General features: G+C 63.8%; 15 protein-coding genes. 12 read left to right on the plus strand and 3 right to left on the minus strand.

Translation table 11 applies throughout. The annotated features are described in order from the left end of the window. Positions 1-146: 146 nt before the first annotated feature. The 3 genes from XH90_RS24360 to XH90_RS24370 all read left to right on the plus strand — a co-directional run bounded on the left by XH90_RS24360 (position 147) and on the right by XH90_RS24370 (position 4,572). Positions 147-1,385 carry a putative DNA modification/repair radical SAM protein gene (locus XH90_RS24360; protein ID WP_194476852.1) on the plus strand — a complete coding sequence of 413 codons (1,239 nt, stop codon included), beginning with the start codon at positions 147-149 and terminating at the stop codon, positions 1,383-1,385. Further along, the gene (locus tag XH90_RS24365) at positions 1,385-2,827 is read left to right on the plus strand and encodes a UdgX family uracil-DNA binding protein (protein ID WP_194476853.1); all 1,443 of its coding nucleotides are present in this window, start codon (positions 1,385-1,387) and stop codon (positions 2,825-2,827) included. The genes XH90_RS24360 and XH90_RS24365 overlap by 1 nt, the downstream gene beginning before the upstream one ends. A 122-nt stretch (positions 2,828-2,949) precedes the next feature. Beyond that, positions 2,950-4,572, plus strand: coding sequence for an inorganic phosphate transporter (locus XH90_RS24370; RefSeq protein ID WP_194476854.1), 1,623 nt, complete (start codon positions 2,950-2,952; stop codon positions 4,570-4,572). A gap of 76 nt (positions 4,573-4,648) precedes the next feature. Here XH90_RS24370 and XH90_RS24375 read toward each other — a convergent pair whose 3' ends face one another. After that, a complete protein-coding gene (locus XH90_RS24375) occupies positions 4,649-5,821 on the minus strand; it encodes a M20 aminoacylase family protein (RefSeq protein ID WP_194476855.1) in 1,173 nt (390 codons plus the stop codon). Between the two features lie 210 nt (positions 5,822-6,031). On the opposite strand from XH90_RS24375, the gene XH90_RS24380 reads away from it, so the two are divergent. The 6 genes from XH90_RS24380 (at position 6,032) to XH90_RS24405 (ending at position 11,422) form a co-directional block, all read left to right on the plus strand. Beyond that, the gene (locus XH90_RS24380) at positions 6,032-7,651 is read left to right on the plus strand and encodes a GMC family oxidoreductase (RefSeq protein ID WP_194476856.1); all 1,620 of its coding nucleotides are present in this window, start codon (positions 6,032-6,034) and stop codon (positions 7,649-7,651) included. Positions 7,652-7,663: 12 nt separating this feature from the next. Further along, on the plus strand, positions 7,664-8,548 hold the full coding sequence (locus XH90_RS24385; RefSeq protein WP_194476857.1) for an alpha/beta fold hydrolase: 885 nt from the start codon (positions 7,664-7,666) through the stop codon (positions 8,546-8,548). A gap of 138 nt (positions 8,549-8,686) precedes the next feature. Continuing rightward, positions 8,687-9,631, plus strand: coding sequence for a metallophosphoesterase (locus tag XH90_RS24390; protein WP_194476858.1), 945 nt, complete (start codon positions 8,687-8,689; stop codon positions 9,629-9,631). A 24-nt stretch (positions 9,632-9,655) separates the two neighbouring features. Beyond that, positions 9,656-9,985, plus strand: a complete 330-nt coding sequence (locus XH90_RS24395) for a cupredoxin family copper-binding protein (protein ID WP_194476859.1) — start codon at positions 9,656-9,658, stop codon at positions 9,983-9,985. A gap of 127 nt (positions 9,986-10,112) precedes the next feature. Beyond that, positions 10,113-10,661: a sigma-70 family RNA polymerase sigma factor gene (locus tag XH90_RS24400; RefSeq protein WP_194476860.1), complete on the plus strand. Its 549-nt coding sequence runs from the start codon at positions 10,113-10,115 to the stop codon at positions 10,659-10,661. Beyond that, positions 10,658-11,422, plus strand: coding sequence for an anti-sigma factor (locus XH90_RS24405; protein ID WP_194476861.1), 765 nt, complete (start codon positions 10,658-10,660; stop codon positions 11,420-11,422). The genes XH90_RS24400 and XH90_RS24405 overlap by 4 nt, the downstream gene beginning before the upstream one ends. 40 nt (positions 11,423-11,462) lie before the next feature. Here the strand turns inward: XH90_RS24405 and hpnO are convergent, their stop codons facing one another. After that, positions 11,463-12,854 carry an aminobacteriohopanetriol synthase HpnO gene (gene hpnO, locus XH90_RS24410; protein WP_194476862.1) on the minus strand — a complete coding sequence of 464 codons (1,392 nt, stop codon included), beginning with the start codon at positions 12,852-12,854 and terminating at the stop codon, positions 11,463-11,465. A 142-nt stretch (positions 12,855-12,996) separates the two neighbouring features. Here hpnO and XH90_RS24415 point away from each other — a divergent pair, with 142 nt between their 5' ends. Then, positions 12,997-13,629, plus strand: coding sequence for a DUF2147 domain-containing protein (locus XH90_RS24415; protein ID WP_194476863.1), 633 nt, complete (start codon positions 12,997-12,999; stop codon positions 13,627-13,629). Here the strand turns inward: XH90_RS24415 and XH90_RS24420 are convergent. Next, positions 13,597-16,185 (minus strand): MMPL family transporter, encoded by a 2,589-nt coding sequence (locus XH90_RS24420; protein ID WP_194476864.1) that lies wholly within the window; start codon positions 16,183-16,185, stop codon positions 13,597-13,599. The genes XH90_RS24415 and XH90_RS24420 overlap by 33 nt on opposite strands. Positions 16,186-16,647: 462 nt before the next feature. On the opposite strand from XH90_RS24420, the gene ispH reads away from it, so the two are divergent. Both ispH and hpnH read left to right on the plus strand, forming a co-directional pair. After that, positions 16,648-17,574 carry a 4-hydroxy-3-methylbut-2-enyl diphosphate reductase gene (ispH, locus tag XH90_RS24425; RefSeq protein WP_194482791.1) on the plus strand — a complete coding sequence of 309 codons (927 nt, stop codon included), beginning with the start codon at positions 16,648-16,650 and terminating at the stop codon, positions 17,572-17,574. A 35-nt stretch (positions 17,575-17,609) separates the two neighbouring features. Then, a complete protein-coding gene (hpnH, locus tag XH90_RS24430; protein WP_194476865.1) occupies positions 17,610-18,770 on the plus strand; it encodes an adenosyl-hopene transferase HpnH in 1,161 nt (386 codons plus the stop codon). The last annotated feature ends 143 nt before the right edge of the window (positions 18,771-18,913 follow it).

Consider the following 18,913-nt stretch of genomic DNA (forward strand, 5'->3'; position numbering starts at 1 on the left):
AGGTGATTGCCGATGACTCTCAAAAAGAGAACCAGCGGCTGGCTCATTTGTTCATGATATGTTCTAATATAAAGCTAACGATGCTCCGGGAGTCAACCGAATTGGCGTCCTGTCGGATTCATCAGCGAAATCAAAGGGATTCAATAATGGACGTGCACCGCAAGCTGGAGATTCTCGCAGATGCCGCCAAGTACGACGCCTCCTGCGCTTCCAGCGGCACCGAGAAGCGGGATTCCAGCGACGGCAAGGGCATGGGCTCGACCGCGCCCGGCATGGGCATCTGCCATTCCTACGCGCCGGACGGACGTTGCATTTCGCTGCTCAAGGTGCTGCTGACCAACGCCTGCAATTACGATTGCCTCTATTGCGTCAACCGCGCCTCCTCCAACGTGCCGCGCGCCCGCTTCACCATCGACGAGGTGGTCAAGCTCACGCTCGACTTCTACCGGCGCAATTACATCGAGGGACTGTTCCTCTCCTCCGGCATCATCCGCAGCCCCGACTACACCATGGAGCAAGTGGTGAGCGTCGCGCGAAAGCTGCGCGAGGAGCATCACTTCCGCGGCTACATCCATCTCAAGACCATTCCGGAAGCCGATGACGCGCTGATCACCGAAGCCGGCAAATATGCCGATCGTCTCTCCATCAACATCGAAATGCCCGAGGCGGCGAGCCTTCGGCAATTCGCGCCGGAAAAGGACGTGCGTGCGATCCGTCGCACCATGGGCCGGCTGCGTCTGAAGCTCGACGAGGCCGAGGAAGACCGCGTAGCGAAGACGACGAAAGTAAAGCCGCCACGTTTCGCGCCGGCCGGCCAAAGCACGCAGATGATCGTTGGCGCCGACAGCGCGAACGATCACACCATTCTCCATACAAGCGCCAATCTCTACGGCTCCTACCGGCTGCGGCGCGTCTATTACTCCGCCTTCAGCCCCATCCCGGATGCCAGCCGCGCGTTGCCTCTGGTCCAGCCGCCACTGCTGCGCGAGCACCGGCTCTACCAGGCCGACTGGCTGATGCGCTTCTACGGCTTCGATGTCGGCGAAATCGTCGACGACAGCGCGATGCTTCCGCTCGACATCGACCCGAAGCTGGCCTGGGCCCTGCGCCATCGCGACCGTTTCCCGCTCGACGTCAACCGCGCCAGCCGCGAGGAGCTGTTGCGCGTGCCGGGCTTCGGCACCAAGGCGGTCGAGCGCATCATCGCGACGCGGCGCACCACCACGATCCGCCTCTCCGATCTCGCGCGGCTGCACGTGCCCCGCAACAAGGCGCTGCCGTTCATCGTCCTCAGCGATCATCGTCCCGCGCCGCATCGTCTCGATGCTGCCGGGCTGATCGAACGGTTCAAGCCGAAGGCAACGCAACTGGGGTTTGGCTTCTGATGCAATATATCACCCTCGACAGCGAAACCGATTTCGACGGCTGGCGCAAAGCCGCGCGCAGCCTCGTGCTTCATCACGTGCAGCCCGCCGATGTCACCTGGGTCGTGCAAGGAGGCGACGCCGAATTGTTTGCACCGCCTTCGCCGTCTCCGATCCTCGAGACGAACGACGGCACGTTCAACGTGCCGGCCAAATTCATCGACCTCGCGAAAGCGGCAATCCTGCATCGCGACGGCGAGCGTTTTGCGATCCTCTATCGCCTGCTCTGGCGGCTGAGGGACAACCACGATCTCATCGAGGTCGCGACCGATCCCGACGTCGCGCTGGTCACGGCGATGGCGCGCGCGGTCCATCGCGACGAGCACAAGATGCATGCCTTCGTGCGCTTTCGCGAGATCGGCCGCGAACGCGCGGCGCATTACGTCGCCTGGTTCGAGCCGGAACATCACATCGTCGAGCTCGCAGCCCCATTCTTCGCCAAACGCTTTGCCGACATGCCGTGGTCGATCCTGACGCCCGATCTCTGCGCGCATTGGGACGGTCACGCGCTCTCGTTCACACCGGGCGTGAGCAAGAGCGAGGCACCGAGCGAAGACCGGCTGGAGGAGACATGGCGGCGCTACTACGCCAGCATCTTCAATCCGGCGCGGCTCAAGGTGAAGGCGATGCAGACGGAGATGCCGAAGAAATACTGGAGGAACCTGCCCGAAGCCTCGATCATTAAGCCCCTGATCGAGGACGCCGAGCGCATGACCGGTGCTATGATCGCCAATGCCGCAACCGATCCGCACAAGCCCCAGAAGCGGCCGGAGGCTCCGATGAAACGCAAGTCCGCTGCCGACGATCTCGAAACGCTTCGCGAGGAGGCCGCCCATTGCCGCGCCTGCCCGCTCTACAAGGACGCGACGCAGACTGTGTTCGGTGAGGGACCGAAGGACGCCACCATCATGCTGGTCGGCGAGCAGCCCGGCGACAAGGAGGACCTTGCCGGTCATCCCTTCGTCGGCCCGGCCGGCCAGGTGCTCGACCGAGCGCTCGCGGAAGCCGGCGTCGATCGCAAGAAGGTCTATGTCACCAACGCGGTGAAGCACTTCAAATTCGTGCCGCGCGGCAAGATCCGTTTGCATCAGAAACCGGCAACGCCGGAGATCAAGGCGTGCCGGCAATGGTATGAGCGTGAAGTGTCGGCAATCCAGCCCGAGTTGATCGTGGCGATGGGCGCGACCGCCGCACAGAGTGTATTCGGCAAGATCACGCCCATCGGCAAGACCCGCGGCCGGCTCATAGACCTCCCTGAAGGACGCAGAGCTCTCGTGACGGTGCATCCGTCCTACCTGCTGCGACTGCCCGATCCGGAAGCCAAGGTGCTCGAGTATCAGCGCTTTGTCGAAGACCTGAAGATCGCCGCGGCGTTGCAGAAGAAAGCACCGCGCGCCGCCTGAGACGGCGCCGATGCACGACGACGAGTCGTGGAGCACGCACGTGATTTCAACTGCCTCCAGCCATTTCAACCGCCTGTCACATGCCGCGCGCAAAATCGGAGCCTTGGGACAGGAGAATTCCAATGAGTGACGTTGCTTTGCCGGGCTCCATTGAGCCGGCCTTGAGTAAGGGACCGGACCTCAATCGCGGATTCCATCCGCTCACCGGCGTGATCTACATGGGGGTGATCGCCGCTGCGCTGCTGTTCGTCGCCTACGCCATCTGGGTCGACGTGGATGCCACCGGCGCGCAGGTCAAGACCTTGGCTCCCTTCCTCCTGCTCTTCGTCGCACTCCTGATCGCACTCGGCTTCGAGTTCGTGAACGGCTTCCACGACACCGCCAACGCGGTCGCGACCGTGATCTACACCCGCTCGCTGCCCGCCCACGTCGCCGTGGTGTGGTCCGGCATGTTCAATCTGTTCGGCGTGCTCCTGTCCTCGGGCGCGGTCGCGTTCGGCATCGTCTCGCTGCTGCCGGTCGAGCTGATCCTCCAGGTCGGCTCCAGCGCCGGCTTCGCCATGGTGTTCGCATTGCTGATCGCCGCCATCATCTGGAACGTCGGCACCTGGTACTTTGGCCTGCCGGCCTCGAGCTCGCACACCCTGATCGGCTCGATCATGGGCGTCGGTATCATGAACGCGGTCCTGCATGGCCGCAGCGGCACCTCGGGCGTCGACTGGAGCCAGGCCACCAACATCGGCAAGGCGCTGCTGTTGTCGCCGCTGTTCGGTTTCGCGCTCGCCGCCGGCCTGCTGCTGATCCTCCGCACCGTGCTGCTGCGTGCCACGCCCGCTCTGTTCGGCGAGCCGAAGGGCGACCAGCCGCCGCCGTTGTGGATCCGCGGCATCCTGATCCTCACCTGCACGCTGGTGAGCTTCTTCCACGGCTCCAATGACGGTCAGAAGGGCATGGGCCTGATCATGCTGATCCTGATCGGCACCGTGCCGACCGCCTACGCGCTCAACCGTGCGCTGCCCGAGAGCCAGATCGCCGCGTTCAGCCAGAACTCGGAGGCTGCCAGCAAGATCATCGAGGGCAAGGCCGCCGGCTACAGCGTGATCGGCAATCCGCGCCCGGCCGTCACCAACTATGTCGCTCAGCACGAGGTCAACGAAGGCACGTTCCCGTCGCTCGCCGTGCTCGTGCGCGACATCTCCAAGCAGGTGACCACCTACGGCTCGCTCGCCAAGGTGCCGGCCGAACTCGTCGGCAACACCCGCAACGACATGTACCTGGTCTCGGAAGCGCTCCGCTTCCTGGTGAAGGACAAGGAAGCCGAGCTCGGTGCCGCCGACGTCACCGTGCTCAACGCCTATAAGAGCTCGCTCGACAGCGCCACGAAGTTCATCCCTGGCTGGGTGAAGATCGCGGTTGCCATCGCGCTTGGCCTCGGCACCATGGTCGGCTGGAAGCGCATCGTCGTCACCGTCGGCGAGAAGATCGGCAAGACCCACCTGACCTACGCGCAAGGAGCCTGCGCCGAGATCACCGCGGCCGCCACCATCGCCGCCGCCGATGTCTACGGCCTGCCGGTCTCGACCACCCACGTGCTGTCATCAGGCATCGCCGGTGCCATGGCCGCCAACGGCTCGGGCCTGCAATGGGCCACGATCCGCAACATCGCCATGGCCTGGGTGCTGACCCTGCCGGCCGCGATGCTGATCTCGGGTGTGCTCTATTATCTGTTCTCGCACATCTTCTGATCCGCGAGACGACACCAAAAAAGAAGGCCCGTGCGATGCACGGGCCTTTTTTCGTTTGCGCTTTCGCCTTGGCATGTCACGACGCTGCGAGCTGTTCCTCGACCAGTTTGACCCAGTAGGACGTGCCGAACACGATCGCCTCGTCGTTGAAATTGTAGGCGGGGTGATGCAGGCCTGCGCTATCGCCATTGCCGCAGAAGATGAACGCGCCGGGACGCGCTTCCAGCATGTAGGCAAAATCCTCGCCGCCCATCAGCGGCGACATCTCGTGCACATTGGCATCGCCCGCGACCTGTTTGGCGATGCGCATCGCCACTTCGGTCTCCGCGGCGTGGTTGTTCACGACTGGATAGTTGCGCTTGTAGTGCAGATCGATCTTGGCGCCGGTGATCTGCGCCACGCCCGCCACCACTTCGTGCACCCGCTTCTCGACCAGCTTGCGTACCTCCGGCGACAGCGTGCGAATGGTTCCACGCAACTCCGCCGTCTGCGGGATGACGTTGCGGGCATTGCCGGCGTGGAATTCGCAGATCGAGATCACGGCCGATTCCAGCGGATCGACGCTGCGCGCGACGATCGACTGCAACGCGGTGATCACCTGGGCGCCGACCAGAACCGAATCGATGCACTTGTGCGGACGCGCGGCGTGGCCGCCGAGCCCCTCGATCTTGATGTCGACCTCGTCGGTTGCCGCCATGATGGGGCCCGGCCGGATCGCGAACGAGCCGATCGGAATGCCGGGACCGTTGTGCATGCCGTAGACTTGGTCGATGCCGAAGCGCTCCATCATGCCGTCCTTGACCATGGCCGCGCCGCCGGCGCCGCCCTCCTCGGCCGGCTGGAAGATCACGATCGCGTCGCCGGCGAAGTTGCGGGTTTCTGCGAGGTAGCGCGCGGCGCCGAGCAGCATCGCGGTATGACCGTCATGGCCGCAGGCGTGCATCTTGCCCGGAGTCTTCGAGGCGTAAGGCAGGTTGGTCTGCTCTTCGACGGGCAGCGCGTCCATGTCGGCGCGCAAGCCGATCGCCTTGAGCCCTTCGCCAGCGGGCTTGTTGCCCTTGATCACGCCGACCACGCCGGTCTGGCCGATGCCGGTAACGACCTCGTCGCAGCCAAACTCGCGAAGCCGGTCCGCAACGAATGCTGCAGTGCGGTGGACGTCATACAGCAGTTCAGGATGCTGGTGGATGTCCCGCCGCCAAGCCTGAATATCGGGTTGAAGGTCGGCGACGCGGTTCACGATGGGCATGGAGGGTCCGAGTTCTGTTGAAAATACAGGACTCTCTACCATGCAAGCGCCAGTCCACCTAACTCCCGCAGATCGAGGGTAGCTCTGTCCTCTGGGCATGGCCGGGCTTGTCGCCAGCTTGTCTTGGCCATCCACGTCTGACTATTAGGGCGGAAAGCGCGTGGATGCCCGGACAAGCTCGGGCCTGACGCCTGTTTGGGTGGAAGCAAAATGCCAAGACGCCTCGAAGGTGAATTTGACTACATCGTGGTAGGCGCCGGCACGGCGGGCTGCATCATTGCCAACCGGCTATCGGCCGAGCCCAAGAACCGCGTCCTCATTCTCGAGGCCGGCGGCGACGACAACTGGATCTGGTTCCATATTCCGGTCGGCTATCTCTTCGCCATTGGCAATCCGCGCTCGGACTGGATGTTCAAGACCGAGGCCGAGCCGGGCCTGAACGGCCGCGCGCTCGCCTATCCCAGAGGCAAGGTGATCGGCGGCTGCTCGGCGATCAACGCCATGATCTCGATGCGCGGCCAGGCCGCCGACTACGATCACTGGCGTCAGCTCGGCATGACCGGCTGGGGCTACGATGATGTGCTGCCGCTGTTCAAAAGGCTCGAGGATCACTTCCTGGGCGCAAGCGAGCATCACGGCGCCGGCGGTGGCTGGCGCATCGAGGCGCCGCGTCTGTCGTGGGACGTTCTCGATGCCGTCGGCGACGCTGCAGAAGAGATGGGCATCAAGCGGATCCCCGACTTCAACACCGGCGACAACGAAGGCACGAGCTACTTCCACGTCAATCAGAAGCGCGGCCGGCGCTGGTCGTCGGCGCGCGGCTTTCTCAAGCCCGCGCTGGGCCGTCCCAATCTGCGGCTCGAGAAAAACGTGCTGGTCGACCGTCTGATCGTCGAGCAGGGCCGCGCCGTCGGCGTGCGCTTCATCCAGAACGGCGAGATCGTCGAGGCGCGAGCAAAGCGCGAGGTGATTCTGTCGGCCGGCTCGATCGGCTCGGTGCAAGTGCTGCATCGCTCCGGCATCGGTCCGGCCGATTGGCTGTCGCCACTCGGTATCGACATCGTCATGGACAAGCCCGGCGTCGGGCGCAATTTGCAGGACCATCTCCAGCAGCGCGCAATCTACAAGGTCGAGGGCGTGCGCACGCTGAACGAGACCTATTACAATCTGTTCCGGCGCGGCCTGATGGGCCTCGATTACGCCTTCCGCCGCCGCGGCCCGCTGACCATGGCACCGTCGCAACTCGGCATCTTCACGCGTTCCGATGCGACGCGTGCGCGCGCCAACATCCAGTTCCACGTGCAGCCGTTGTCGCTCGACAAGTTCGGCGATCCTCTGCACCGCTTCCCTGCGATCACCGTCAGCGCCTGCAATCTCCAGCCGACGTCGCGCGGCACTGTGCGGCTGCGCTCGGCCACGCCCGACGAGAAGCCGATCATCGCGCCGAACTACCTTTCGACCGATGACGACCGCCAGGTCGGCGCCGACGCCATCCGCACCACCCGCCGCCTGATGCAGCAGAAGGCGCTCGCGAAATATCGCCCGAGCGAATATCTGCCCGGCCCCACCGTCGGCGACGACGACGCCTCGCTCGCAAAGGCCGCCGGCGATATCGGCACCACGATCTTCCATCCCGTCGGCACGGCCAAGATGGGCGCGGTGAGCGATCCCATGGCAGTGGTCGACGAGCGCCTGCGTTTCTATGGCCTCAACGGTCTTCGCATCGTCGATGCCTCGATCATGCCGACGATCACCTCGGGCAATACCAACACGCCGACCGCGATGATCGCCGAGAAGGGTGCGACCATGATTCTGGAGGATGCGAAGTAGCATCCCGCCGCCATGATGCCTCAGCGCTTTTCCATCGGGCCCGCCGGCGCAGCGATCGCCATGGTGCAATGGGGCGAGAGCTGCAAGCCGCCCGCCCTGCTCGTGCACGGCACCGGCTTCGTTGCCGACGTCTGGGACGAGGTTGCGCGCGAACTCGCATCGACGCACACCGTCTATGCTCTCGATCGCCGCGGCCATGGCGCCAGCCACAAGCCCGCCACCTATCACTTTGCAGACTATGCCGATGATGTCTGCCGGGTGGTCGACGCGCTGGGCCTGCGCGGCGTCTACGGCATCGGCCACAGCGCAGGCGCAACCGATCTGTTGCTGGCGGCAAAGATGCTGCCGAAATGCTTCACGCGCCTCTTCGTGATGGAGCCGACGGCGATGAACCCGCACGCGACGCACGATCCTTCCGCAACACTGAGCGCGCAATCGCTGTCCCGCGTGCAGGGCGCATTGCGCAGGCAAGCGGAGTTCGACAGTCGCGACGCCGTCGTCGAACGCTATCGCGGGGCGCCCGCCTTTGCGGATTGGACCGAGGCTTCACTCTGGGCCTATGTCCGGCACGGCTTTACGCAGCTCGACAATGGCCGTGTGCGGCTCTGCTGTACGCCCGAGACCGAGTCGGCGATGCTGCGTCCGATCTACGAAGTGATGGAGCAGGTCTATGTCGGCGACGCGCGCGGCAATCCCTTTGCCTGGTTCAGTGAGATCGCATGCCCCGTGATGGTGACGACCGCCGAGGCGTCGTGGCCGATCTACAAGGAGATGGCCTCACGCGCCGTGGCGCTGATCCCGCACGCCCAGACGCTCACCTTCGAAGGTGCCGGCCACTGCGTCGTACAGGAAGCCCCATCCTTGGTGGTCCGGGCGGTCCGGGAATTTTCGGCGTAGATCCCCGTCAACCTCCGTTATCCCGCGCTCGGTGTATGTGACCCCGCCTCACGAAAACGTCATCGCCCCCCACGAATAAACCGGCCCCACCCCCGATCACCTCCCCGAAGCCCAATTCCGGGCCAAAGGAGACGCGCGATGAGCGGACACGATCACGGGGACGACGGCGTCAGCCGCCGCAAGGTGCTGGAATGCATGACATGGGCCGGCACCGGCGTGCTCTGGACCATCACGGGCGGCGTGCCGCGCTCGCTCGGCATCATCGATTCAGCTGAAGCCGCCACCGCCGCCGCGCCTGGCATGACCTTCCTCCAGATCAGCGACAGCCATGTCGGCTTCGACAAGCCGGCGAACCCCAATGCACTCGGCACGCTGGAGGAGGCCGTCAACAAGATCAATGCGATGCCGGCCAAGCCGTCGTTCATGATCCACACCGGCGACATTACCCATCTGTCCAAGGCCGCCGAGTTCGACAATGCCGATCGCATCATCTCGCAGTCCAAGCTGGACGTGCACTACGTCCCCGGCGAGCACGACTTCCTCGACGAAGAGGTGAAGTTTTATCGCGAGCGATACGGCCGCGGCACCAAGGGCGCGGGCTGGTACTCCTTCGACGCCGGCGGTGTGCACTTCGTCGGCCTCGTCAACGTCGTCGACCTCAAGGCCGGCGGTCTCGGCAATCTCGGCGCGGAGCAGCTCGCCTGGCTCGAGGACGATCTCCGCGGCAAGTCGAAATCGACGCCGATCGTGCTGTTCGCGCACATTCCGCTCTGGACGGTCTATCCGGAATGGGGCTGGGGCACCGAGGACGGCGGCCGCGCGCTCGAATACGTCAAGGGCTTTGGCTCGGTCACCGTGCTCAACGGCCACATCCACCAGGTGATGCAGAAGGTCGAGGGCAACGTCACCTTCCACACCGCACGCTCGACCGCGTTCCCGCAACCGGCGCCGGGCACAGCCTCCTCGCCCGGACCGATGAAGGTCGAGGACACCAAGCTCCGCTCGATGCTCGGGGTTGCCAGCATCAACTTCAAGCAGAACGAGCAGCGGCTCGCCATCATCGACACGCCGCTCCAGGGTTGATCCAAGGTTGAACGGACGCTGACAATGAAGACACTCAATCGCCGCGACTTCGGGGTTGCGGTGGCCGCGGCCATCCTGCTGCCCGTCACCACCGCCCGTGCCGACGACACCAACATGGAGGTGCATATCGACAATTTCGTCTTCCAGCCGCCGGAGCTCACGATCAAGGTCGGCACGACCGTGACCTGGACCAACCGGGACGACATTCCCCACACCGTGGTGTCGGCCGGCAAGTTCAGGTCCAAGGCCCTGGACACTGACGACAAGTTCACGTTCACCTTCACCGATGCGGGCGACTACAAATATTTTTGTTCGTTGCACCCGCACATGACCGGGATGATCAAGGTTGAGTAACGTCTCCAACCAAGGCATCTCTGTCTTGCCCGGCCGGTGGTCCCACGCCGGCCGGGCTCGCGTGCCTTCGGTCAGGCCCCAAGGCGAAACGGCGTACCAAACGCAGCAAGAGGCAAAGCGAGAGGCGATGCCCGTCAGCGACGATTTCCAGAAGGCCCAGCGCTTCCGCGAGGCGGCCCTGCCCTATCTCGACGACGTCTACACGCTCGCACGTTATTTGCTGCGCGACGCCTCCGACGCGGAGGACGCGGTGCAGGAATGCTATCTGCGCGCGCTGAAGCACTTTGACAGCTATCGCGGCCCGGCCATGAAGCCGTGGCTGTTGGCGATCCTGCGCAATGTCTGCAACGCCGAATATGCCAGGCGCGCGCATTCGCATGCCGCGATCGAGGACACGCCCGGCGCAACCGACCAGACGCCGATGTGGCAGGAGAACGAGGCGAGCCCGGAGACCGAAGTGTTGCGCAACCGCGAAGCCGGCGCCATCCGCAAGATGATCGACGCGCTCGCCGAGCCGTTCAAGGAAACCTTCGTGCTGCGGGAGATCAACAACCTGTCCTATCGTGAAATTGCAGAAGCCGTCGGTGCCCCCGTCGGCACCGTGATGTCCCGCCTTGCCCGGGCCCGCGCCATGCTGCGCGCGGCCTGGATGGCGGAAGAGGAGCACTCGAAATGACCTGCGACGAAGCAAAGATCCTGCTTCACGCGCTGCTCGACAACGAGCTTGATGCCGGCCACGCGCGCGAGGTCGAAGCCCATATCGACAGCTGCCCGGCTTGTGCCGCCGAGTTCGCGGCGCAGCGCGAGATGAAGCGCGTGCTGGCCGACAGCAACCTGCGCTACAGCGCGCCCGCAGCCTTGCGCGCCCGCATCGAGGCGTCGATGCCGCAGGCGCGGCCGCAGCCGAGCCGCCGCTCGGTGCTGCGCGGGTTCGCGATGGGCTCGGCCGTCTCGGCGCTCGCCGCCTCTGGCGTCGTCGCCGTGGTGCTGCGCCAGGACGATCAGCAGCGCATCCTCTCGGAGATCGTTTCAGCGCATCTGCGCTCGCTCCAGGCCGGCCATCTCATCGACGTCGTCTCGACCGACCAGCACACGGTGAAGCCCTGGTTCAACGGCAAGCTCGACGTGGCGCCGCCCGTGATCGACCTCACCGCGCAAGGATTCACGCTGGTCGGCGGCCGGCTCGACTATGTCGATGCGCGCGCCATCGGAGCGGTGGTCTACAAGCGCCGGCAGCACATCATCAATCTGTTCGTGGCGCAGACCGCCAGCACCGAGCATCGGCCGCCGAAGACGCAGACCATGCAAGGCTTCAACTGCCGCCGCTGGGGCGAGCGCGGCCTGAACTTCTGGGCCGTCAGCGACATCGGCGGCGACGAGCTCACCGAGTTCGTCGACAAGTTCGAGGCAGCGATGAAGGCGAATGTGGAAGGGTAGCTTTATCTCACACCATGAGTGCCGAGATACCTCGGCGATATCACGCCGACCGCCGCACAGCGTTGTCCACCAGCGTCTTGCCGAGCGACCAGATCGCGCCAGGGACCTTGTGGCTGCCGGCGATGACGTCGTCGAAGGCTCGCTCGATCCAGTTGCAGTCTTCTTCGGTGATGGTGAGCGGCGGCAGCAGCTTGATCGTGTGGCTACCGTGACCGGCGACCTGTGTCAGGATCTTGTGATCCTTGAATAGCGGCACGGTGATGAGCTGGCAGAACAGGCCCTTGTTGGCGGCCTCGAGCACGTTCCAGGACGCCCGCAGGCGGAGCGATTTCGGCGGTCCGAACTCGATGCCGATCATCAGGCCCTTGCCGCGGACTTCTTTCATCAGTTCGTAGCCGGGCACCATGCGCGTCAGCGCGAGGCGAAGCTCGGCGCCACGCTTGGCGGCGGCCTCGATCAGCTTCTCCGATTCCATCACGTCGAGCGTGGCGATGCCCGCCGCCATCGCGAGGTCGTTCTTGGAGAAGGTCGAACCGTGCACCACGGCGCGGTCCATCTGGTTGAAGATCTTGTCGAAGATGCTCTTGCGCGTCAGCACGGCACCGACTGGCACATGGCCGCCCGAGAGCGACTTCGACAGCAGCACCATGTCGGGCTCGACGTTCCAGTGCTCGACCGCGAGGAAGCGGCCGGTGCGGCCCATGCCGGTCTGGATCTCGTCGGCGACGAACAGCGTGCCGTACTTCTTGCAGAGCGCGGCCGCGCCCGGCAGGAATTCGTCGGAGGGCATGTTGACGCCCTTGCCCTGGATGGGCTCGACGACGAAGGCGGCGACCTCCCGCGAGGCCAGCGCTTTCTCGAGCGCGGCGAGATCGTTGAACGGAACCGGGGTACATCCCGGCAGCAACGGCTCGAAGCCGGTACGGAAGTTCGAATCTCCGGTCAGCGACAGCGCGCCATAGGTCAGGCCGTGATAGCCGTGCGCGCAGTACACGATACCGGGACGGCCCGTAGCCCCGCGCGCGAACTTGATCGCGGCCTCGACGCATTCGGCGCCGGAATTGGCGAAGAAGGCCTTGTCGAGGTAGGGAACGTATTTCAACAGCCGCTCGGCGAGCACGCCGGCCAGCGTCGAGACGTCGAACTGGACGAGATTGGGCAGATCGGCGTCGAGCACGCTTTTCAGCGCATCGCGCATGACCGGATGGTTACGCCCGATCGCGAACACGCCAAAGCCGGACAACAGGTCGAGATAGCGCGCGCCCTCTCGATCGTAGAGGTACTGCCCCTGCCCCTTCTGGAAGCCGACGTCGTAGCCGATGGTCTTGAGAACCCGGACGAACTGCTCGTTCAGGTACCGATTATGCAGGGTGCTGCGCTGGGCCTGACGGTCCGCGAACAGCTGGGACATGTCTGGATTTGGACTGTTCATCCGCTACATACTTCGGTTGAGGGCCGCTTCGTCAACTGAAAACGGTCAGCAAACGGAAAAGGGTCTGTGCGGCCTTTTGCCCTTTTTCGGACCATCTTCGCAAGCACAGCTTTAGACCATGTTGCACTGCCAAGGAACACTCATGCGTTTGGCCCTTTACACCGGAATAATACTGGCAGGCAGTTACGCCGGCCTGACACCGGCGCTCGCCGCCGATCCCACCGGCGACTGGCGGGTCGCCGATGGCGTTGCCAACATTCGCGTCGCCCAATGCAATGGCAGCATGTGGGGCGCGGTTTCCTGGGAAAAACAGCCCGGAGGGCGCGACGAGAACAACCCGGATGTCTCAAAAAAGAACAGGCCGACACTGGGCATGGCGACCCTGATCAACATGAAGAAGACCGCCGGCGCCGAGCAGTGGGAAGGTCAGGTCTACAACGCGAAGGATGGTCAGATGTATAGTGCGACCATCACGCCTGTCGGCACCGACCAACTCGAGATCAAGGGCTGCGTGCTGGGCTTCCTGTGCGGCGGAGAGACCTGGACCCGCGTCGGTCCGCCGATCCCCCCGAGCACTGCCAACGCCATGGCCAAGAGTGCGCCCAAAACGACAGGTGCTGCGCCCAAGACCGCGCCGGCACACGGTGTCGCAGCACCAGCGCCGACGACGGCAGCTTCGAAAGGCGCCGCCGCGGCCAAACCCGGTCAGAAAGGTGCCGCCGATCCCGTCGGCGACATCTGTCTACTCCCTGAGATTGCGGGGTTTGCCCATTAGGGCCGGCTGGAACAACAGCACTGCGGCAAGCGTCGTCACCAGCGAGAGTGCGAGCAACTTGCCCATGCTGGACGTGCCGGGATGGCTCGACAGCCACAGGCTGCCGAACGCGGTCGCCGTCGTCAGCGCGCTGAAGAAGATCGCCCGCGTCAGGCTGGTCTGAAGCAGGTTTGTCCTGCCGGAGCGCCACGCCACGACGTAATAGATCTTGAACGCGACACCGACGCCGAGCAGCAGCGGGAACGCGACGATGTTGGCGAAGTTGAGCGGCAGGCCGATCAACACGCAGATTTCGAGCGTCACCGCGCCCGCAACGAGGAGCGGCACCAGAGTCATCAGCACGTCGACGATGCGGCGCAGCGTGATCCACAGCAACAGGCCGATCACCAGCAACGCATAGATGCCGGCATGAATGAATGCATTTACCACGGTGTCGCCGGATTTCAGGATCGAAACCGGACCGCCGATCGCGGTCGGCTCGGCCTCGAGCACGGCTGCCGCAAACTTGCGCAGCGTATCGTTGTCGTTGGGATCGCCCTTCGGCTGAGCCTCGACGCGGATGATTCCGTCCTTGCTCCTCCAGGCGCTGACGAGATCCGGCGGCAGTGACTTCAGCGTGACCGGCTCGGCCTGCATCGCGTTCCTGAGCTGATCGAACACGATCTTCATCGGCGTCACGAACACGTCCTGCGCCTTGTTGCGGGTCGCTTCATCCGAATTGGCAAGCTTCTCCAGCGCGTCGGCAAGGCGGCGCGAGGCGACCGCACCCGGCCCCTTCGCATCGCCTGCGGTGCGGCGCAGATTGTCGACCGAGGACTTCAGCGATTCGACATTCTCCTGGTCCGATGGCGCGGCATCGACCTGATCCGGGTTGAGCGCGGGATTCAGGATCTTGGCACCCTGCGCGATCAGCTTCAGCTTAGGCTGCTGGTCCTCCGGCACGAAGCTGTCGAGCGACATCACGCGCAACACCTCCGGCACCTTTTCCAGCTTCGCTTCGACCTGCTTGGCCTGCTCTTCAGACGTGGTCATCACGTTGATCGCATTGGCGCCGGTGTTCGGATCCTTTCGCAGGTCGAGGAAGGTCGCGATCGACTCGGCCTTCGGGTTGCGCAGGTTCATCGGGTTGAAGTCGAACTTCATGAAGTAGAGCAGCGGCAGGCCGGCGACCGCCAGCAGCAGCGTGCCGCCGACGACCAGCACACGGTGCTTCTCCAGGAAATGATCGAGCGGTGCCAGGAAGGCGTAGCCGACCGGCTCCTTCTCACCGGGCGGGTTCAGAAGCTTCAGGAGCGCCGGCAGGATGGTGATCGAGGAGATGAAGGCCACGAGCATGCCGACACCGGCAATCTGGCCGAGTTCCGAGATGCCCTTGTAGGCGGTCGGCAGGAAGCAAAGAAAGCCCGCCGCGGTCGCCATCGCCGCGAGAGACAGCGGCACCGCCGATCGCTTCGCCGCCAGCACGAGCGCCCCCGAAAGGTCGTTGTGCTTGTAGCGCTCGGAGCGATAGCGGACGCTGTACTGAATGCCGAAATCGACGCCGAGGCCGACGAACAGCACCGCGAATGCGATCGACAGGAGATTGAGCGAGCCGACCATCATCAGGCCCGCAGCGGTCGTGATCGCAAGACCGACGAAGAGATTGACGAACACCGCGAAGATGATCTTCGCCGAATGCAGCGCCAGCCACAGGATCAGTAGCACGACGAGCACCGTGCCGACCCCGTTGACGACAGCGCCCTCCTGGACGGTGGCATATTCCTCGTTGGCGATCGGCACCGGACCCGTCAGCCGTACCCGCGCCTGATATTTCGTCGCGAAATCGAGATCGACCGCGGCCTTGCGGATCGCGTCGGTCGCACCCTTGCCGGGCTCCAGCGCGTTGTAGTCGAGGATCGGCTTGAACTCGATGAAGGCTCGCTTGTCCGAGTCCTGCAGCGGCTTGTCGCTGACGAGCTCCCGCCAGGAGAAGATCGCATTGCCTTTGTTGAGCACGGTCTCGACCGTCTCTGCGATCTGGTTGAACGGCCGCTCGGTGCTGTCGAGCTTGACCTGGCCACGCTTGACGCCGGCAAGCCCGGTCTCCAGGGCGCCGGTGAGGCCGCGGATCGACGGATCGCCGGCCATGATCTCGATCAGGGGCGCGGCGGATTCGAACTGGCTGGTGATCTTGCCGACTTCCTCGGTCGGCAGGAACAGCAGGCCATTCTTCTCGAAGAACTCGCCGGTGCCGAGCTGCTGCATCGACTGGAATTCGGTCTTGTTGTCCTTCAGCTTGGCAAACAGCGCGTCCGAAGCTGCGGTCGCCATCTCCGGCGTGCTCGCCTCGACCACCGCGAGAATCGTCGCGTCGCGGTCGAAGGCGCGGTCGAACTGCTGGTCGCGCTGGCGCCAGTCCAGATTCTGGGCAATCAGCGAATTGATGTCGGTGTTGATGGCGAAGTGCCGGGACGTGTAATAACCCGCCCCCACCGCCAGCAGGAGCCCGAGAACGACGACGAGGGAGGCAAACCGGGTACAGGCCCTGACGATGGCAACGACTACGCTTTGCAGCACATCTTTTCTTTCTAGTGTTAACAGCCTGCCGAAAACGCCCGCTGTTTAGCGGAGTTCCCTGGCGAAACCTATTGCCGTTTTAGGTCGTCCTCGCCGGAACAAGGTTCGAGGTAAACGGCGAAGGACCATGGCAAAATCATGCGGGGGCGGCCGGTATAGCCGGGGAGTTGAGGCGGTAAAGTGACGAAGGGGTGAGCACAAATGTCGCCGTCTTGCCCATCCGAAATGAAGCACTATAATACCTCAAATCGGCCCTATCCGGAACCGCGTCGCATTCCCACCTTTTCTTGTTGCCGACTTTTTGACACAAAGTGCTGTGCCTGCATGCGCCGGAACCTCGATGGGGTGGGCGGCTACCGTGGCTGTGACACCAATGGTGCGGATATTGCACCTTTGGCCGTTATCAGGGGTGCCGCCGGGGGCAACGAAGCGGATTGGTGCAACTTGCGTGATGGGCGTCCAATGGAAGTTTATCTAGCGCAGCCGCGCGGCTTTTGCGCGGGCGTGGTACGCGCAATCGAGATCGTGGAGCGGGCGCTGGAGAAATACGGCCCGCCCGTCTACGTTCGCCACGAGATCGTGCACAACAAATACGTCGTCGAGAGCCTCAAGAGCAAAGGCGCGATCTTCGTCGAGGAGCTGTCCGAAGTTCCGCCGAAGGCGGTGACCGTTTTCAGCGCTCATGGCGTCGCCCGCAGCGTCGAGGAGGAGGCCGCCGCCCGCGACCTTCCGGTGCTGAATGCCACCTGCCCCCTGGTCACGAAAGTTCACAATCAGGGGAAGCGCTACATCACCAAGGGCCGTACCCTGATCCTGATCGGCCATGCCGGCCACCCCGAGGTCGAGGGCACGATGGGCCAGGTTCCAGGCCCCGTTCTGCTGGTCCAGAGCGTCGAACAGGCCAAGGCCCTGACGCTGCCGGCAGATACGCCAGTGGCCTACATCACCCAGACCACCCTGTCGGTCGACGATACCAGGGGCATTATCGAGGCACTTCAAGCCAAATTTACAGATATTCAAGGCCCGGACATCCGGGATATCTGCTATGCGACACAGAACCGCCAATCTGCGGTAAGGGACTTGAGCAAGCTGGTCGACGTGATCTTGGTGGTGGGCGCTGCCAATAGCTCGAACTCGAACCGGCTCCGCGAGATCGGCACTGAGGCCGGTGTCGCGAGTTATCTGATCGCCGATGGCCGCGAGCTCAATCCGGAGTGGTTGAAGAGTGCCAGGTCAGTCGGCCTCACGGCCGGCGCCTCGGCGCCCGAAGTGCTGGTGGATGACGTGATCGAAGCGCTGCGGCGGATCGGACCGGTGACGGTCTCGGTGCTCCCGGGCCGCGAGGAAAACATCGAATTCAGGCTTCCGGCCGAACTGGCTGCGAGCTGACCTACCCGAATTTCAAGCCCAGAAAGAAACGTGTAATGGCAATCCCCTTCTTCAAGGAAATGCGTATCGGCGGCTATTTGCTCAAGCAGAAAATGCTTGGCCGCAAGCGCTATCCGCTCGTGCTGATGCTGGAGCCGCTGTTCCGCTGCAACCTCGCCTGCGTCGGCTGCGGCAAGATCGACTATCCGGATGCGATCCTCAATCGCCGCATGACCGCACAGGAGTGCTGGGACGCGGCCGACGAGTGCGGCGCGCCGATGGTGGCGATTCCCGGCGGCGAGCCGCTGATCCACAAGGAGATCGGCGAGATCGTGCGCGGCCTCGTCGCCCGCAAGAAGTTCGTCTCGCTCTGCACCAACGCGCTGCTGCTCGAGAAGAAGCTCGACCTGTTCGAGCCCTCACCTTACCTGTTCTTCTCGGTGCATCTCGACGGCCTCAAGGACCATCACGACAAGGCGGTGTCGCAAGTCGGCGTGTTCGACCGCGCCGTCTCGGCGATCAAGGCGGCGAAGGCGCGCGGCTTCACCGTCAACGTCAACGCCACCATCTTCGACGGCCATCCGGCCGAGGAGATCGCGAAGTTCCTGGACCTCACGGTCGAGCTCGGCGTCGGCGTCTCGATGTCGCCCGGCTACGCCTATGAGCGCGCGCCGGACCAGGAGCACTTCCTCAACCGCACCAAGACCAAGAAGCTGTTCCGCGACGTCTTTGCGATGGGCAAGGGCAAGAAGTGGAACTTCATGCATTCCGGCCTGTTCCTCGACTTCCTCGCCGGCAACCAGGAATACGAGTGCACGCCGTGGGGCATGCCCGCGCGCAACATCTTCGGTTGGCAGAAGCCCTGCTACCTGCTCGGTGAAGGCTACGCAAAGACCTTCAAGGAGCTGATGGACACGACCGACTGGGAGACCTACGGCACCGGCAAGTACGAGAAGTGCGCCGACTGTATGGCCCATTGCGGCTACGAGCCGACGGCGGCGACCGCAGCGCTCAACAACCCGATCAAGGCGATGTGGGTGTCGCTCCGCGGCATCAAGACCTCGGGCCCGATGGCGCCGGAGATCGACATGTCGAAGCAGCGCCCGGCGCAGTACATCTTCTCCGAGCAGGTCCAGAAGAAGCTCTCCGAGATCCGCAAGGACGAAGCCGAGGCTGCTGCTGCGAAGGCTGCACGGAAGGCTTCGACGGCGGCGTAAGCGCGCGAGGCCGCACGAACGAACAAGGCCCGGTCGCCGATGGCGACCGGGCCTTTCGTTTTGTTCGCTCTCCACAAAGATGAAAAACAACCCCATGCACAGTAGAAGCGCGAGAACTCGCCGACATGAGAACTATTCGGTTA

It is taken from the genome of Bradyrhizobium sp. CCBAU 53338 (assembly GCF_015291665.1).
GTDB lineage: Bacteria > Pseudomonadota > Alphaproteobacteria > Rhizobiales > Xanthobacteraceae > Bradyrhizobium.

What these genes read in the sequence shown, in the direction of transcription:
- XH90_RS24360 (WP_194476852.1), top strand. Translation starts at nt 147, where the DNA reads ATGGACGTGCACCGCAAGCTGGAGATTCTCGCAGATGCCGCCAAGTAC.
- XH90_RS24365 (WP_194476853.1), top strand. Translation starts at nt 1,385, where the DNA reads ATGCAATATATCACCCTCGACAGCGAAACCGATTTCGACGGCTGGCGC.
- XH90_RS24370 (WP_194476854.1), top strand. Translation starts at nt 2,950, where the DNA reads ATGAGTGACGTTGCTTTGCCGGGCTCCATTGAGCCGGCCTTGAGTAAG.
- XH90_RS24375 (WP_194476855.1), bottom strand. Translation starts at nt 5,821, where the DNA reads ATGCCCATCGTGAACCGCGTCGCCGACCTTCAACCCGATATTCAGGCT.
- XH90_RS24380 (WP_194476856.1), top strand. Translation starts at nt 6,032, where the DNA reads ATGCCAAGACGCCTCGAAGGTGAATTTGACTACATCGTGGTAGGCGCC.
- XH90_RS24385 (WP_194476857.1), top strand. Translation starts at nt 7,664, where the DNA reads ATGATGCCTCAGCGCTTTTCCATCGGGCCCGCCGGCGCAGCGATCGCC.
- XH90_RS24390 (WP_194476858.1), top strand. Translation starts at nt 8,687, where the DNA reads ATGAGCGGACACGATCACGGGGACGACGGCGTCAGCCGCCGCAAGGTG.
- XH90_RS24395 (WP_194476859.1), top strand. Translation starts at nt 9,656, where the DNA reads ATGAAGACACTCAATCGCCGCGACTTCGGGGTTGCGGTGGCCGCGGCC.
- XH90_RS24400 (WP_194476860.1), top strand. Translation starts at nt 10,113, where the DNA reads ATGCCCGTCAGCGACGATTTCCAGAAGGCCCAGCGCTTCCGCGAGGCG.
- XH90_RS24405 (WP_194476861.1), top strand. Translation starts at nt 10,658, where the DNA reads ATGACCTGCGACGAAGCAAAGATCCTGCTTCACGCGCTGCTCGACAAC.
- hpnO (WP_194476862.1), bottom strand. Translation starts at nt 12,854, where the DNA reads ATGAACAGTCCAAATCCAGACATGTCCCAGCTGTTCGCGGACCGTCAG.
- XH90_RS24415 (WP_194476863.1), top strand. Translation starts at nt 12,997, where the DNA reads ATGCGTTTGGCCCTTTACACCGGAATAATACTGGCAGGCAGTTACGCC.
- ispH (WP_194482791.1), top strand. Translation starts at nt 16,648, where the DNA reads ATGGAAGTTTATCTAGCGCAGCCGCGCGGCTTTTGCGCGGGCGTGGTA.
- hpnH (WP_194476865.1), top strand. Translation starts at nt 17,610, where the DNA reads ATGGCAATCCCCTTCTTCAAGGAAATGCGTATCGGCGGCTATTTGCTC.